At 37.8% G+C, this 17,345-nt stretch carries 14 protein-coding genes; 13 read left to right on the top strand and 1 reads right to left on the bottom strand.

Annotation, left to right across the window (positions count from 1 at the left end):
- Positions 1–94 precede the first annotated feature (94 nt).
- The 6 genes from ACFSTH_RS03570 (at position 95) to ACFSTH_RS03545 (ending at position 5,015) form a co-directional block, all read left to right on the top strand.
- On the top strand, positions 95–853 hold the full coding sequence (locus tag ACFSTH_RS03570; protein WP_377769566.1) for an SDR family oxidoreductase: 759 nt from the start codon (positions 95–97) through the stop codon (positions 851–853).
- A 244-nt stretch (positions 854–1,097) separates the two neighbouring features.
- Entirely contained in the window at positions 1,098–1,640 is a 543-nt protein-coding gene (locus ACFSTH_RS03565) for an Rpn family recombination-promoting nuclease/putative transposase (RefSeq protein WP_377769567.1), read from the top strand.
- A gap of 16 nt (positions 1,641–1,656) precedes the next feature.
- The gene (locus ACFSTH_RS03560; protein WP_377769568.1) at positions 1,657–1,866 is read left to right on the top strand and encodes a hypothetical protein; all 210 of its coding nucleotides are present in this window, start codon (positions 1,657–1,659) and stop codon (positions 1,864–1,866) included.
- Positions 1,867–1,915: 49 nt separating this feature from the next.
- Positions 1,916–2,752, top strand: a complete 837-nt coding sequence (locus ACFSTH_RS03555) for a tyrosine-protein phosphatase (RefSeq protein ID WP_377769569.1) — start codon at positions 1,916–1,918, stop codon at positions 2,750–2,752.
- Positions 2,753–2,778: 26 nt separating this feature from the next.
- Positions 2,779–3,600, top strand: a complete 822-nt coding sequence (locus tag ACFSTH_RS03550; protein WP_377769570.1) for a lipoate--protein ligase family protein — start codon at positions 2,779–2,781, stop codon at positions 3,598–3,600.
- A gap of 101 nt (positions 3,601–3,701) precedes the next feature.
- The gene (locus tag ACFSTH_RS03545; RefSeq protein WP_377769572.1) at positions 3,702–5,015 is read left to right on the top strand and encodes an alpha-L-fucosidase; all 1,314 of its coding nucleotides are present in this window, start codon (positions 3,702–3,704) and stop codon (positions 5,013–5,015) included.
- Positions 5,016–5,078: 63 nt separating this feature from the next.
- Here ACFSTH_RS03545 and ACFSTH_RS03540 read toward each other — a convergent pair whose 3' ends face one another.
- The gene (locus ACFSTH_RS03540) at positions 5,079–5,975 is read right to left on the bottom strand and encodes an AraC family transcriptional regulator (protein ID WP_377769573.1); all 897 of its coding nucleotides are present in this window, start codon (positions 5,973–5,975) and stop codon (positions 5,079–5,081) included.
- Between the two features lie 169 nt (positions 5,976–6,144).
- Here ACFSTH_RS03540 and ACFSTH_RS03535 point away from each other — a divergent pair, with 169 nt between their 5' ends.
- The 7 genes from ACFSTH_RS03535 to ACFSTH_RS03505 all read left to right on the top strand — a co-directional run bounded on the left by ACFSTH_RS03535 (position 6,145) and on the right by ACFSTH_RS03505 (position 17,200).
- Positions 6,145–7,227: a Gfo/Idh/MocA family protein gene (locus tag ACFSTH_RS03535; RefSeq protein ID WP_377769574.1), complete on the top strand. Its 1,083-nt coding sequence runs from the start codon at positions 6,145–6,147 to the stop codon at positions 7,225–7,227.
- A 320-nt stretch (positions 7,228–7,547) separates the two neighbouring features.
- A complete protein-coding gene (locus tag ACFSTH_RS03530) occupies positions 7,548–9,776 on the top strand; it encodes an AraC family transcriptional regulator (RefSeq protein WP_377769575.1) in 2,229 nt (742 codons plus the stop codon).
- A 247-nt stretch (positions 9,777–10,023) separates the two neighbouring features.
- Positions 10,024–10,962 carry an ABC transporter permease gene (locus tag ACFSTH_RS03525; RefSeq protein WP_377769656.1) on the top strand — a complete coding sequence of 313 codons (939 nt, stop codon included), beginning with the start codon at positions 10,024–10,026 and terminating at the stop codon, positions 10,960–10,962.
- Positions 10,963–11,018: 56 nt separating this feature from the next.
- Entirely contained in the window at positions 11,019–11,918 is a 900-nt protein-coding gene (locus tag ACFSTH_RS03520; RefSeq protein ID WP_377769576.1) for a carbohydrate ABC transporter permease, read from the top strand.
- A gap of 38 nt (positions 11,919–11,956) precedes the next feature.
- Positions 11,957–13,690 (top strand): extracellular solute-binding protein, encoded by a 1,734-nt coding sequence (locus ACFSTH_RS03515; RefSeq protein ID WP_377769577.1) that lies wholly within the window; start codon positions 11,957–11,959, stop codon positions 13,688–13,690.
- 212 nt (positions 13,691–13,902) lie between these two features.
- Positions 13,903–15,435: a response regulator transcription factor gene (locus ACFSTH_RS03510; protein ID WP_377769578.1), complete on the top strand. Its 1,533-nt coding sequence runs from the start codon at positions 13,903–13,905 to the stop codon at positions 15,433–15,435.
- Positions 15,419–17,200, top strand: coding sequence for a sensor histidine kinase (locus tag ACFSTH_RS03505; RefSeq protein WP_377769579.1), 1,782 nt, complete (start codon positions 15,419–15,421; stop codon positions 17,198–17,200). Before ACFSTH_RS03510 ends, ACFSTH_RS03505 begins: the two co-directional genes overlap by 17 nt.
- The last annotated feature ends 145 nt before the right edge of the window (positions 17,201–17,345 follow it).

Raw genomic sequence — 17,345 nt, 5'->3', positions numbered from 1 at the left:
GACGTTTGAAAGAACATTATATATTGTTCAGCTATAGGTAGTTTGTTATATATAGATAATAGTAACATATTTCACAGTCGGGAGGATTTCATTTATGAAATTAGAAAACAAAGTAGCGATTGTAACGGGTGCCGCTTCTGGTATGGGAAAATCGATTGCTAAGTTATATGCAGCTGAAGGCGCGAAAGTAGTCGTTGCTGATTTAGCGATAGAAGCTGCGGAAGTAGTTGTACAAGAGATCGTAGCAGCCGGTGGTGATGCGCTTGCTGTTTCTGCTAATGTGGCGAAAGAAGAAGACGTTAAGCAATTAGTAGATCGTACAGTCGAGCAGTATGGTACATTAGATATTTTGGTCAATAATGCTGGGATTATGGACTCTTTTCTTACAGCTGAGGAAGTTACGGATGAAATGTGGGATAGAGTAATTGCTGTTAATACAACAGGACCAATGAGAACGATTAGAAAAGCATTGCCTATATTCACTGCCAAAAGCAATGGAGTTATCATCAATATCGCTTCGGCTGGAGGCTTGTTTGGTTCCCGTGCAGGAATTGCTTATACGGCATCTAAACACGCGGTTGTTGGCATGACTAAAAATGTTGGTTTTCAATATGCAGGTCAAGGAATTCGTTGTAATGCGATAGCTCCAGGTGGAGTTAAAACTAATATAGGTGCTTCTATGGGCAACGTTAGTCAAGTCGGTATGGGGCATATGCAGAAAGGTGCCGCTCTTATGACGAGTACAGGAGAACCGGAAGATATTGCAGCACTTGCTTTGTTTTTGGCGTCGGATGAAGCCTCCTTCATAAATGGTACGGTAATTACAGCTGATGGTGCTTGGACTGCTTACTAACAATTGATGTCAATTAACTGCAATCGATTAAGGGTGAATTGACAAATAAAGCAGAAGCAACTATCCTATTGATGTAAACTAATTTAAAAATCATTACAATATATCTCTCTTAGCTGCAAGCAGCAGTGTGTGATCGTCTTTTGGACGATTATATATTGCTTAATGCATGTCGCTGAGGGAGATTTTTTTATGCATTTTTAAAGTAACTATGACAATAAAATAGCCATGTGGGGAGCTGTCACTTATGGAATCTACGCCGCAGGAAGATACATTGCATCCACGACACGATACATCTTATCGCTTTTTATTATCGAGCAAAAAACTATTTGTTGAGCTGTTACGATCATTTATTACACGTGGTTGGGTCCAAGATGTGGAGGAGGAACAGGTGGAAGAAATTCCACATACGTTTATATTGCAAGACTTTAAGCGACAAGAAGCAGATCTTGTTTATCGAGTAAAACTTAAAGGTAGGGATGTTATTTTCTATTTATTATTAGAACTTCAATCCAGTGTAGACTACCGTATGCCGTATCGTTTGTTATTATATCAAGTGGAAATTTGGCGATACCTACTACACCATAATGATGAGTTAGCTACTAATCGTAAAACGTTTCAGTTGCCAGCAATCGTACCAATTGTGTTGTATAATGGAAAGAGAAAGTGGCGTGCAAAACGACAATTTCGTGAGCTGTTAGCAGGGGAAGCGCTATTTGATTCGGAATTACTTAACTTTGAATATTTACTAATAGATGTTGTACGATATGGAATTGATGATCCAACCTGAAGGGGAGGAAACGGAAATGCTACGATTTGAAAAAGCGCTCAATAACATTGAGCAACGTGGAATTAAACAAGGTATTCAAGAAGGAAAGTTAGAAGGAATGCAGGAAGGAGAACGAAAAGCGAAAGAAGAAATAGTGAAACGTATGCTTAATTTAGGTGTGGATATAAACATTATTGCAGCCGCCACAGAGTTTTCTATTACTGATATTGAGCAAGTGCAAAAATAAATAGTTTACGTTTTGGTTATGAAAGAAAGAGAACGGAGGAGACGAGACATTGACTAAAGTTATCAAATTGCAAGGTTCCTTTAATTTTCGAGATTTGGGTGGGTATGCAACAAGTGATAGGAAGCAGGTCAAACAGGGATTGTTGTACAGAGCAGATGAATTAGCTGGATTGACGGAAGCAGATAAAAAAATAATCGAAGGGCTAAATATAAAAACGATTGTTGATTTTCGAAGCGACTTTGAAGTGGAAATGAAACCAGATCCGATCATTAATGGCGCACAGTATGTACATATTCCAGCATTACCAGGTATGGGAGTCGAGTCATCGGCAGCACTGTTACCAGCAGAATTGAACAATTTGGTGGAAAATGCGGATCATAGAGCTGGTTCGATGGAGCAATTAATGGGCGGCTTACTGGCTAGTGGTCAGTTTCCTATCGAGCGTGTGCAACAATTTTTTGTTACTACATATGAGCAGCTCCCGTTTCAAAATAAAGCTTACCAGCGAATGTTTCAATTGTTAGCAGATGAAGAGAATTTGGCAATGGTCCAGCATTGTACTGCTGGCAAAGATCGAACAGGAGTTGGCTCAGCACTTATTTTACTATTATTAGGAGTGCCAGAAGAGATTATATTAGCTGATTATATGATAACAAATGATACGCTTCAACCGAAAATAGCACAGCTGAAACAGCAATTAGCACCATTAGTTGGAAATGCGGATTTGTCAGTAGTGGAAGCATTATATGGTGTAGACAAACGATTTTTACAAGCGACTTTTCAGAAAATAAAACAAACATATGGCTCTTATACGCGCTATTTTGAAGTGGAATTTCAGTTAACGGCATCCAAGCAAGCAGCTATTAAAGAAAAGTTACTAGACTAAAACGTAGGGAATTCAGGAGGCGCTTTATGCCGCAGCAAGTATATTTTTTAGATCAATTTCAGCTGCTCGATCATCATGATCCATTGTATATGTTTGCAGTAGATGAATGGTTGGCAGAACAAATAAATGAGTCCGATGCAGCTATTTGTCATATTTGGCGGCATCCACAAGCGTTTATTTTGGGAGCGCAAGACAGCAGATTGCCTAATATTAGGCAAGCAGTACAGTGGCTGCAAGGAGCTGGCTGGCACGTTGCTGTTCGCAACTCGGGTGGGCTGGCTGTTCCGCTCGATAATGGTGTAGTTAATATTTCCTTTATTGTCCCGCACCAGAGTGGGCAACAACCGGATTATTGGTTTGACTTTGAGAAAATGTATCAATGGATAAAAAAAGCATTGCAGCCAACAGGCAAGCAGGTAGAGAGAGGATTAATTCAAGGGGCATACTGTCCCGGTGATTATGATTTAAGTATTGATGGCTGGAAGTTTTGTGGTATAGCGCAGCGACGCAAAAGAAAAGCAACCATTATTCAAGCATTCGTCATTGCGGAAGGTGATGGTGTTGCAAGGGCGGAGTTGGCTCGTAATTTTTACTATATCGCCTCTAATCATTATAAGGAAGGTCAATTTCCAGACGTTACGTTAGAAAGTACAGCTAGTTTGCAGCAACTCACTTCACTTGGGAAGGAAGCTGCATCTTCCTTTGCATTCGCCTTTAAACAAGAAATACTTCGCTATTTCGCTATGAATAGCGATCGTTATATTGATATTAGCCCGCATGTGGATCAAATTAATTTGCTCACTCAAAAACTACACGCTCGTTACACGATGGAAGGAGAAACAAAATAGCAAATAGCATAATAGTTTAAGCTTCTAGCAAGATTGTCGGGAGAACTTTTTGGAAGTTCGTTTTATAATGAACGCAATCAAGTTGCTTAGGGGGATGTAAAATGTTATGGGATGTTGAACCTACCATTGGAGACTCCAATTGGTTTACGCGTGATCGGTTTGGAATGTATATACACTGGGGATTATACTCTTTAGGAGCAAGGCATGAGTGGCTAAAAGGCCGTGAGTTTATGACGAATGAACAATATAATAAATATTTCAAACGCTTTGATCCAGATTTATATGATCCGCAGCTATGGGCACAGCTGGCAAAAGATGCTGGGATGAAGTATATGGTCGTAACGACGAAGCATCATGAAGGGTTTTCGCTATGGGATACGAAACATTCGGATTATAAAGCGACTAATACTCCAGCGGGTCGTGATTTGCTAAGACCTATGTTAGATGCTTTTCGTGAGCAAGATATAAGAACGGGATTGTACTACTCTTTACTAGATTGGTATCACCCGCATTATACCGTTGATGTGAAACATCCACTTCGTTATAATAAAGAATTTTTGGCGCAACAATCCGAAAGAGATTGGCAGAAGTACCTTGATTTTATGTTTGCACAAACGGAAGAGTTGTTAACAGATTATGGAAAGATAGATGTGATGTTCTACGACTTTTCGATACCTTCATTAGAAGGATTTCCGGCGAAAGGAAAAGAAGAGTGGCAAAGTGAGAAGCTAGTGAAAATGATCCGCAAGCTACAGCCACAATTGTTGTTGAATGATCGCTTGCAAGTACCGGCAGACATTACAACTCCTGAACAATATCAGCCACGAGAGTGGATTAAGGTGAACGGCAAACGAGTAGTATGGGAAGCATGCCATACATTCAGTGGTTCTTGGGGTTATTACCGAGATGAAGAGACTTGGAAGAGTGTCGATACGCTCATCAAAATGTTAGTAGATACAGTCGGAAAAGGCGGGAATTTATTATTAAACGTTGGACCGACGGGGCGTGGAGAAATAGATGAACGAGCAGTAGATCGGTTAAAAGGGATGGGAGAATGGATGAGACGACATGATCGTTCTATCTATGGCTGTACAGCTGCGCCAGACTCGCTGCCATGTCCAGAAGACTGTCGTTTTACTTACAATCCAGAAACGAACCGTTTGTATATTCATATATTTAGTTGGCCATTTAAAAACCTACATTTGACTGGTTTTTCTGGAAAAGTAGAGTATGCACAATTGCTGCATGATGCTTCAGAAATTCGGATGACCGAAGGTAAGCGAGAAATGACGATGGAAGCAGGAGCATTCAATGAAGGTAGACCGGAAGATATGTTAACACTCAGTTTACCAGTGAAAAAGCCGAATGTAACAGTTCCAGTTATTGAATTATTTTTAAAAGATGGTGTTTTTTAAATATATGCAACCGGTAGAAGCCTTTTACATCATGGTGATGTATAAGGCTTCTATGCTGTTCATTTATTCATTTCTATAGTGAGATGGAGAACAGTGCTTGTACATTTTAAACAGTTTGCTAAAGTAATTAATACTGTTATAGCCGATAGAGAAAGCAATTTCTGTAATAGGTAGACTAGTTGTTTCTAACATTTGTGCTGCAATGGAAATGCGATGTAGATTAACGTATTCCACAAAAGTTTTTCCAGTTATTTTTTTGAATGAACGGCAAAAGTGGGATTCGCTCATATTAACTAAGGAAGCTGCTGTTTTAATCGTTAGTTTTTCCATGTAGTGCGTTTCAATATATGTAAATAACTGTTTGAATTGTTCATAGCTATCTTCGTCAATCCCCCCAGTCTGTCCTTCCTGTCTATCTTCAATCTGAAATCGTGAAAACTGGACGAGTAGTAAATGAAGTAACGAGCGAATGGCAAGTCTATAACCATGTTGTTTTTGACTATATTCTGTTATTAATTGTTCTAGTAGCGAGATAAGTATCGTATAGTTAGCGGCGTTTTTTGAAATATGAGTTTGTACCAACTGTTGTCCCATCATTAATGGAGAGGTGATTTCGATATGATCATTCTCTTGATAATTGTCGGCAAAGCCATGACTAATGACAGACGAGTGAAATACAAAAGCGAAATACTCAACGGACGTATCGTCTATAGCGAAACCAGTATGCATTAATCCTTTATTAACAAAGAGCAGATCGCCAGGCTCCGGGTAATATGTTTCTGTCCCTATATGAAAAGCGGTATTGCCTTTAATCATATAAATTAACTCCCATTCCTCATGCCAGTGCAAATGCATCACTTCACGAGTAGGTGGAATAATGTGAAATATATTAAACCGAAAATCAGAATTTTTAATTGGGACGGTTTGTTTAAATGGTTTAAGATGCGTGTCGGTCAGCAAAATTTCCCCTCCAGTATTCTATCTGGTATTACTTCTATTATAGTTGCACATACGAAAAAATTCATTATGATAAAGCAAAATAGTGCAACATATAAGCAGTATTACATGGAGACGATGAAGTGTAAGCTGCTTATAATGAGGTATAAATATAATACAGGGAGAGTTTGAGATGGGAAAAAAGTATCGTTTAGGTGTCGTTGGTTTGGGTGAAGGAAGGAGCATTATGTCAGCAGCTTTGCGCAGTGAAAAATGGCAGCTTGTCCAAGTGTGTGATTTGAACGAACAGTTATGCCGAGAGCGCGAAGAAGAATTTTCGTTTGCTCATTGGACTACTAGCTATGAAGCGATGCTAAATAACAAAGAGATTGACGTTATTGCGATCTATACACCGGATCAACTCCATTTTACACATATTAAGCAAGCGCTTGAAGCGGGAAAGCATGTCATTTGTACAAAACCATTATTAGACTCATTACAAGATGGAGCACAATTATTACAATTAGCAAAACAAACCGATCGCCAGCTTTTTGTTGGTCAAAGCTCTCGTTTTTTTGAGCCGATGCTACATCAACGTCGTGATTTTGAACAAGGAAAGCATGGGGAACTATCCGTAGTGGAAGCTCACTATAAAACGGATGGACGTTGGTTTTTGCAAAAAGATTGGAGCAAACAAACCGGTTTTAGTTGGATGCAAAACTTTATGATTCATGCTGTAGATTTGGCAAAATGGTATTTGCCAGACGTTACCGAAGTAACCGGATATGGATTTACAAGTGACAATACGAAGCAGTATGACATTGATGTATGGGATTCGATGCGGTTTCTGATGAGAAATGAACGAGGACAAATGGCGCAGGTTGCTGGAGATTACGCTTTGCCAACATTAGACTTAACCGTAGAGCCTTCTATTGCCTGTTTGCTGAGAGGAACGAAAGGGATTTCGAGAGCGGAATATTCTAACTTAGATTACTATACAAAATTTAGCGGTGAAGGGAAAAAGAGCTACAACTTTGATGAGCGTCGAGATTACTATTTCCGTTTTGAAGGGAATAGCCACCATGCTGGAGAATACCAAAATTATATTGAATACTTTGCAGAGTGCTTGGATAATAATCAAACTGCACTTCCAGATGCAAGGGAAGCTATTCATACTCTAGCTATTATGGAAGCAATGACGATAAGTGCGAAGCATGGCGGGCAGCCTATCAAGATTGCTGATGTGTTGCAACAGTATCATATTGTTTTTGAATAGTACAAATAAAAAATAACAACCACAAGCAAAGGTAACAGTTGGGTCTGTCCCATTTACTAGCTTGTGGTTTTTTGTAGATTAAATATAGTTATTATCTTTCAATATTCATTTACAGTAATTAATGTAAGATGTTATGCTAGACATACAAACAATGTTTATGCTCCAAACAAAGTAATAGCGACGAATAGGCAAAATATTCCTGAAAATTTATTTGATTTAGTATATAGTTAATAAGGGTTTTCTTTTTTCGTACATATATTTGGATAGAAGACGTGGAAGAGTGTAAAGATAGATGAGATTGTATAAAGATGAGGTGCTCTATGAGGAAGAGTTGGTTTGCACGACTACTGGTATCCTATATGCCTGTGTTTATACTGGTAATTACATTTTTGTTTTTTATATTATTTCATATGTTTGGTGAGCAAAGTAAACAAGAAGCTGCACAGTCTAACAAAGTATTATTGCAGCAAGCGATGCAGATGATCGATACATCGTTAAAAGCGATTGATACAACGGTATTACGTGAAATTTCGAAAAGCGAGGAATTACGTAGCTTTTTTACGAATGCAACAAATTTTAGCTCCTATTTGTCTATACGTGCTGTTAATAAAATGAATGAAATGATTAATTATAATTCTTTAATTGATTCTATTTACTTAGTACGATATGAAGATGATTTTGTGTTAAGCAATGGTGTACAAGCTAAAAGTGAACAGTTTGCAGATCATAACTATATTAAACAAATTAAAGAGCAAAACTTAACGAAATGGACCGACCGTCGTTTGTTTCGACATTTTGAACATTTGACCGAGAAGCCTGTTCTTTCCTTAGTTCGGCAAGTACACGATACGAGTGGAGTAACTGGTGTTATTGTAGTTAACGTAGCTACCTCATCGATTTCTCGCATGACAGAGGGACTATTTTCTCCAGACATTAGTTTTTTGCAAGTTAGGGATCGCCAGCAGCAAGTGTTGTTTCATAATAGTAGTGAAGAAATGGAAAACAAAGCAGTACAAGCAACATTAGTATCTCCATACTCCGGTTGGAGCTATGAGAGCGGTTTCGTTAGAGATGATTTATTGCGCCGTATTTCGCTGTTAAATAATATATGGTTTTATGTTGGTGTCATTATGATCGTATTCGGTCTTATTTGGATTATTATAGTAACGAGAAGACATTCTAAACCGATTGAAAAGATTGTTCATCAATTTAGTAGCTATGCACTTCCATCTACTATGAATTTAACGAATGATAAGCAAAAGATGGATGAGTTTTCTTTTATAAGCAAAACGTTAGATGACATTATGAAACAATCGATGCAATATCAAAAGCAATATAAAGAAAGTAAACATTTGCGCATGCAGCACCTGTTCCATCAGCTATTAGAAGGGGAAGCGGTAATCAGCAACGATGAATGGTTAAAAGAAGTAGAGCGAATGCAACTACCGGAGCCGAAGGGCCTTTATTATCGAGTGGCTATTATCGAAGTGGATAAGTATGGAGAGTTTTGTAGCCAGTATACGCGTAATGACCAAAATTTATTGAAATTTGCTGTTCGAACTGTAGCGAATGAATTGTTGCCAACACATCAATTTTCGTTTTGGACAGAATGGATCGCAGCAGCGCAGCTAGCAATTATTACATTTGAAGATGACCAGGAAAAAAGTGAATTAAAGCTGTATGCGGCGGCAGATCAAATGAGATTATGGATTGAACAATATTTGAAAATAACAGTAACAATAGCTGTCGGTGAGCAGGTAAGCAGTAAATACGAAATTAGCCAATCACAGCGTAGTGCAGAAAAAATGTTAAAATATAAGTACGCTCTAGGAGAAAATAGAATTATTGGTAGTGAAGATTTATTATCTGTTGGCCAGGCGGAAGTATTTAGTTTGTTGCATGAAACAAGAGAATTAATTCAGTTGATCCGTAAAGCTGATTCAAGCTGGACGATTAGCTTTGAACATCTATTTAAGAAATTACAAGAAGGTATGATGTCTAATGATGAAATAGCACTCTTACTGGACTATTTGGCGTATCAATTAGATCGAGAATGTTCCTCATTACATCGTGATTTGCTTGAGATTTGGTCTGAGACTACAGAGCCTGCTCTTCATAATTTGCTTGAAAATGACTACACGTTGCAAGATCTGCAAAAAGAAATGTTGTTGTTATTGTATCCTTTTGTAGAACAAATAAAAGAGTTTATGAAATCTGGACAGCATGGAGAGACAATTCGAGAGATGACTGCTTTTATTAAGCGAGAATTTCACAATCCAAATATGTCATTGGAATACTTGAGTGAACAATTTAATATCCAGCCTAAGTATGTAAGTAAACTATATAAGGATACGACTGGGCAAAAGTTTGTAGATTTTTTAATCGAAGTTCGAGTGGCAGAGGCGAAGAAGTTGTTAGAAGAAACTGACTTTGCAATTCAAGACATCGCCGAAAAAGTTGGCTATACAAGCGCAATTTCGTTTGGACGAGTATTTAAACGGGTAGTTGGTACGTCGCCTAGTGAATATCGTGCAAAGATAGAAGAATAACGAAAAATGGAAAATAGTTGGCTTGAGAAAACAGTTGCTACATGCTGAAAACAGCGTTGTAGCAGCTTTTTTTGTGTTTTGGGAAATCTGTTGTGTTCTATATTATTGTTTATTGTCAGAGTTGTTGTATGCGCATACAATTTGAGTTAGGTACCCGAACGTTGCAACACATCATTCACGATCTGAGTTAGCAGTAAAATACTGGGAGAGAGGAGCTGGTACTTTGACTGGTCAAACAGGAACAGCCATTCAAGCGTCACCGCAGATAACGAAGCCAAATAGGAAGTCCATTAGAAAAAAAATCTTGCGGCACTGGCAACTATACTTGGTTATTTCATTACCTTTATTGTACTTATTAATATTCAAGTATGCACCTATGGGTGGAGTGCTTATTGCCTTTAAAGATTTTAACATTATCAAAGGGATTTGGGGAAGTGATTGGGCAGGATTCAAATATTTTGCACAGTTTTTTAATTCCCCAAACTTCTGGCTATACATTAAAAATACACTAGGCATTAGTGTATATGGTTTAATCGTTGGGTTTCCAGCACCAATATTGTTAGCGTTAGCATTGAATGAAATTCGAAATGGTTTCTTTAAAAAGAGTGTACAGATGGTTACGTATGCACCGTACTTTATTTCTACTGTAGTAATGGTGTCGATCATTATCGTTAACCTTACTCCTAATATTGGAATGGTTAGTAAGTTTTTTGAATTTTTTGGAATGGAAAATACTAACTTCTTAGGCAACCCATCACTATTCAAATCTATTTATGTTTTTTCTGATGTGTGGCAAATGACAGGTTACGGTGCGATTATCTATATTGCTGCGCTATCGGGAGTTAATCCGGAATTGTATGAATCCGCCAAAGTGGACGGAGCTTCACGATTACAGAAAATAAAAAATATCGATATTCCAAGTATTATTCCTGTACTAGTAATTATGTTGATTTTGAATTTGGGTAATATTATGGCACTTGGATTCGAAAAAATTTATTTGATGCAAAATCCGTTGAACTTGCAAACATCAGAAGTTATTTCTACTTATGTCTACAAAGTGGGTCTACTAGGTTCCAACTTTAGTTTTTCAACAGCGATTGGACTATTCAACTCTGTTGTTAACTTAATTTTATTAATAGCAGTAAACTACATTGCGAAGCGTTTAACAGAAAATAGTTTGTGGTAGACGAATAAAACATACGAACTAGCGCAACATGATGTTAAATCAGAAAGGAGTAAATTATGGCACGATCAGCATCAATAAAAGAATCTTACGGAGATCGCCTCTTCATGATTGCTGTTTACACTTTTCTAGTTGTAATTTTATTAATTGTACTGATTCCATTAATGTACATTGTTAGTGCATCATTCAGCTCGCCGCAAGCAGTGACAATGGGAAAAGTAACTATTTGGCCGATTGATTTTACACTTGATGGGTATAAAGCTGTCTTTAAAAATCCACAAATCGGAACCGGATTTATGAATTCAATTTTCTATACAATAGCAGGAACGTTGATCAACGTTACATTAACGATTATGATGGCTTATCCATTATCGAGAAAAACGTTCTATGGGCGACAAATATTTATGTTTATTCTCGTTATTACCATGATGTTTAGCGGTGGGTTAATCCCAACTTATTTAGTCGTAAAAGAGCTAGGAATGATCGATAGTCGATTTGCTTTATTGTTACCTGGAGCGATGGCGGTCTTTCAAGTCATTATTGCTCGTACTTTTTTTCAATCAACGATACCAGACGAACTAGCAGAAGCTGCTGAATTAGATGGGGCTACCGATATTAGATTTATATTTAGCGTCGTATTGCCTTTGTCGAAACCGATTATTGCCGTTATGACGTTGATGTATGCAGTTGGTCACTGGAATGCTTTCTTCGATGCGTTAATCTATTTACGATCACCAGACTTATTCCCGTTACAGATCATTTTACGTAATATATTAATTTTGAATTCCGTCGATGCATCGATGATGGCGAATGTTGATCAAGTAATGGTGCAGCAAGGGCTGAAAGAATTGTTGAAATATTCATTAATTGTAGTTTCAAGTGTTCCTGTTTTAATTATATATCCGTTTGTTCAAAAGCATTTCGTAAAGGGGGTTATGATTGGCTCATTAAAAGGTTAAAGATTGGTATAATAATAGAGGTAAAGGGGATGTAATGGATGAAGAAGAAAGTATTTCGTAGTGGGTTAATTAGTTTAATGATGGCCATTATTCTAGTCATTAGTGCTTGTTCTGGTGGCGGAGGTAACAAAGAGCAACAAACGAACAATAACAATAATGGAACTGCTCCAACAGAAACTAATGCTGGAAATGCTAGTAGTGATGACAAATTTAATCCAGTTGGCGAATTTCCCATTGCAAAAGAGCAAATCACATTAAAGATGTTTGCTCCACAATATGCATCCATTGAAAATATGGAAACGAACTTGTTTACAAAATGGGTGGAAGAGAAAACGAATATTAAGTTACAGTGGGATCTTGCTCCAGATAGTGCGCTTAATGATCGCAAAAACTTAATGTTAGCGAGTGGCGATTATCCAGAAGTAATTTGGAATGGTAGTTTAACGAAAGAAGAGCAAATGAAGTATGGTGCGCAAGGTGTGTTTATTCCACTTAACGACTTGATTGATAAGTATGCTCCAAACGTTAAAAAGGCAATGGAAGACATACCTTATTTAAAGGGATCGATTACTGCTCCAGATGGTAATATTTATGCCATTCCGCAAGTGAACGAATGTTACCATTGTGATAATGCGTTGAAATTATGGATTAATAAAGCTTGGTTAGATAAACTAGAAATGGATATTCCAACAACGACAGAAGAATTTTTCGAAGTAATGAAAGCGTTCAAAGAAAAAGATCCGAATGGTAACAACAAGCAGGATGAAATTCCATTGACTGGATCAGATGAGATGTGGGTAGGAAACGTCAGTGCATTTTTAATGAACTCCTTTATATTAGATGACTACACAGAGAAAAATAAAGGAACGTTTTTACGTGTCATCGATGAAAAAGTTGATTTTGTAGCAGATAAAGATGAGTGGCGCCAAGGATTGGAGTATTTAAATAAATTATATGCCGAAGGCTTGATTGACCCAGCAGCATTCACACAAAATGCAGATGCTATCCAACAACTAGCTAATCGTGAAGGCGAAAACATCATGGGAGGACTAACGACAGCGTTACTTAGCTATGCGTATCCAATGAATGACTCCACACCACGTCATAAAGACTATGTAGTTGTTCCACCGCTAAAAGGACCGAATGGTGTGCAGCAAACGTTATTTTTCGGAGGTATTACGAACTCGCAGTTTGCTATTACAAACAAAGCTACACCAGAGCAACAAATTGCTGCCATTCGTTTAGTAGACTTAATGTTTACAGAAGAAGCAATCACATTACAAGAGCATGGTCCAGAAGGTACAGGATGGAGAAAGGCAGAGGAAGGGGAATTGAACATTAATGGTGAACAAGCGAAATATGCATTAATTGTCGATCCTAACCCTCCGCCAACGCACAATAATGGCTGGGAACAAATAGGACCTTCTCTTCGAACGTATGAGTACAGAAACTCATTTGCTGAATTAGAGCAAGATCCATTAGCGCCAGGTGGATATGGTATGCGACTACATGAAGCATCGAAGCTTTATGAACCATTCCATTCTGACAATCAATATCCGAATGGTGTGTTTATTGCACTAGAAGATGCAGAGATGGCTGCACAAATTCAAATCACATTAGTAGACTATGTAAAATCCAATATGGCTCAATTCATTACGGGCTCGAAAAATATTGAAAAAGATTGGGATGGCTATGTGAAAGGTTTTGAAGGTATGCAATTGTCACAATATTTGGATATTTATCAACGAGCATATGATAATGCGAAGCAATAATCGTTGAGAGTTACGATGATATTTGATTAGCAACTAAAAGAAAAGTTGTCCGGAAAACTAACCATTTTCTAGACAACTTTTTTTGTCCGACTTAATTCCCCCTTTCGGCGACTAAATTCTTCTGTTTACTCACCTAAAGTTATAGTAAAGTGAAATATAGTAAATCATATAGCAGATACATCATGTATGGTTAAGCTCAAGGAGGAGTCAGCATGATTCAAGCATTAATTGTTGATGATGAGAAGCTGGTTAGAAAAGGTTTAATAGCTATGATGCCATGGGAGCAATACGATATAGAGATTATTGGAGAGGCAAATAACGGGAAAACGGCGCTAGAATTTTTACAGCACGAATCCGTGGATTTGCTGTTTTCTGACTTGTCGATGCCAGTAATGGATGGATTTGATTTAATGAAGGAAGTACGACAGAGTTATCCAGATATCCAAATTGTTGTACTTACCTGCCATCAGGATTTTGAATTTATTCAAGAAACATTGCGCCTAGGAGCAATTGATTATATTGTCAAAACACAGATCGAACAAGATAGTATGGAAGAAGTTTTAGCGAGAATAGCTAGAAGGGTACAGTTTGAAAAAGGAAGAACGCAGCAGTTGCTGCCAGCGCATTCACTGGATCTAACATCTGATGTATTAGCGACAAATGACGAGAGTAACAATCGAGAAATGTTTGCTTATTTGATCGCTGAACGACAAGCTTTACTCCCTAACGGTCCAATATTTTCTGGGAAATTGGAATACGAGGATCATTGGCGCAGCATACCTACCGAACAAGTACAATCCATATTGCAGCAATACGATATTCATTCTTTACTACGGATTGGACAGCATGGAGCTATCTTGCCTTTATTCGAGCAGGATAGTGTGCTTGAAAACCAATTGATGCAAGTGCCAGGTTTATTATTGCTACAAATTCCTAATATAAAAGAGTCCGAAGTGAAACAGCTAACGCAAATGTTGCAACGAATTGGTATGGAATCGTTTTTTTATTACCAACGTGAGATATGGCAAGGGAGTGATCGGTTAAAAATAGCGGATGTGGAGCGACAGCAGCAATCTGTTCAAAAAAGCAGTAATGAGCCGGAATCATGGGCAAAGCTAGAGCAAGAATGGTTATCTTTTCAATGGTTGACCGATGTTTCATTGTTTACTGAATTACTTCTTATGACCCGCAACAATTATCCTGCCCCCAGCCTCACGTTAGATTGGTTGAAAAAATTTCATTTTCATTGGAAGCCATTTATGACAGAGCAGCAAGTGACAGAATGGCAAACGTCGATAGATAGCATTTGCTTTTGGGAAGATACTGTGCACAGTTTGCAATCTATGCGTCAATCTATTTTACAAATGATGCAGCAATATCCGTACTACAAAAATATTATTGTCGTCATCGCCAAAGCGCTTTATAACGTTCGTTCGACAGGAAATTATAGGATGAGTCGTGATGAACTAGCTGATAAATTTAATATTAGTCGTAGTTATTTTAGTCAATGCTTCAAAGACATTGTTGGGACAACATATGGTAATTATATAAAAGTGCTTCAAATCGAAAGAGCAAAAGAATTATTGCAAGCAGGAGATGAACCGATTTATTGGATTGCCGAACATTGTGGCTATAAGGATGAAAAATATTTCAGTAAACTATTTAAAGAAGAGACGGGCTTGTCTCCATCTACGTATCGAAAAGAGATAAAAGAACGGAGAATGCACGATGAAATTTTGGGCTAATCCATTTCGCTCTTTAAAAGGTAGATTGATTGTTTACTTGCTTGTATATGCTTTAATACCTTTGCTGTTGCTTGGAGCTGTTACACTTACTTCGATGCAAAATATTGTAGATAATCATGTGGAAAGTGGCGTTCGCAACAACTTGGAACGGACAAAAATTAGTTTGGAAAATATGCTCAGTAATATGGATTATGTTTCGTATCAGCTATATATCGATGGGCATGTAGGTCAAAAACTAATTCCGTTTCTCGCGGAACAGAAAAAATATGAACAGATGGAAATGGCAAACAGTATACGCCAAGATATTAACTTTTTGAATTTTACTAATCCCAATTTAGGGCTGATGCTATATTATTTTGCAGATCAAGATGAGATCATGTTTCAAAATTTGGAGGTAAAGCCGGAATTTTCGCCTTTGGAGCAGCCACTGCTCACGGAAATGAAAGGGGAAACGATCTATGGTCCGCATGAAACAGCGTATCGTTATAGTGAAAATACTGTATTTTCTTTGATCCGTCCAATGAAGATACCAGGTAACGTAGAGCACAACGCTTATATATATATGGAAACGAATTTTAAGTTGTTTGAAGAAGTGTTACAGCAATCCGAAAATGGGATGAACTTAAGTTATATGGTGTTTAATAATAAGCAACAAATGATTTATAAAAGTAACAATTCAGACTTAGGTCAAGTGGCAGTGGAAAAGTTGTTTGATGAGGATAATAAGCATAATAAAATGGCAGTAGCCGGTCATTACACGTTTGCAGATACAAGTGACCAAGGGTGGTCGATTGCTGTATTTATTCCAAAGCGTGATTTTGACGATGAATTTCGTAAATGGTTATGGCAGTATGGTTTGATTGCTCTCCTCTGGGTTTTACTTGCTATTATACTCGCTTTATTCGTATGGCGAAGTGTATATGGACCACTGAAGATGATCAATCAAGAAATTCGTTTGATGGCTCGTTCCAGATATGATTCACCAGTGAAAGAGATGAAAATTAGTGAGTTTGATCAGGTGTTGCAAGAGTTCCAGCAAATGAGAGATAAAGTGGTGGAATTATTTGCAGAAATAGAAGTGAAAGAGCGAGTAAAGGCGCAGTTAGAAGTGGAAAAACTGTTATATCAAATTAACCCGCATTTTATTCATAATACACTGAATACGATTCAATGGATAGCTCGCATGAATGGACAAGCAGAAATAGACAGGCTCGTTTCGATATTTACGAGAGTACTGCATTACAATCTTGGGAAAGAAGGCGGCTTAGTAAAAATCAGTCAAGAAGTCGAAGCTGTTAGAGACTATATTTCTCTGCAAGAAATCCGTTATGACCATTCCTTCCAAATTCACTATGATCTGGACGAAAGTTTGCTAGACTATGTGATTCCTCGATTTATTTTGCAGCCTGTAGTGGAAAATGCCCTCTACCATGGTTTAGATGAAGATGACGGCTTAATAACCGTTCGAATGAAACGGTCAGTAGATAAGCCGGTCATTGTTATGGAAGTCATCGATAATGGAATTGGCATGTCTGCGGAAGAAATTGCTAAAGCTACGAACGATGTTCAAGTAGATGAACGACGCAAAATTGGGTTAGGTATTGGGCTTAGTTATGTAAGGCGCATTGTTATATCGCACTATGGCGACAAAGGTAAGTTCGAAATTATTAGTGAACCGAATAAAGGGACTACGATTCGTTTTCATATCCCATTGTCATTGGAAATAGGTAATGAGGGGGAATTTGGTCGGCGGCGATTAGAATAAGGTGTAAAAAAAATTATTTTTATAAGTAGAGGTAGACAAAGCGATATTGCAGCGATTAATTCGGATGTAATTCCTACAAGGTGGCATCCGTTTTCTCTGCCTGTCTTTTGTTAAGTTGCGTTAAGATAAAGCTATCAAGCTACAA

Origin of the sequence: Paenibacillus yanchengensis (genome assembly GCF_042684845.1) — a bacterium.
Taxonomy (GTDB): domain Bacteria; phylum Bacillota; class Bacilli; order Paenibacillales; family Paenibacillaceae; genus Pristimantibacillus; species Pristimantibacillus yanchengensis.
Note: the sequence above shows the minus strand (reverse complement) of the source record. Positions and strands in the feature narration are given on the sequence as shown.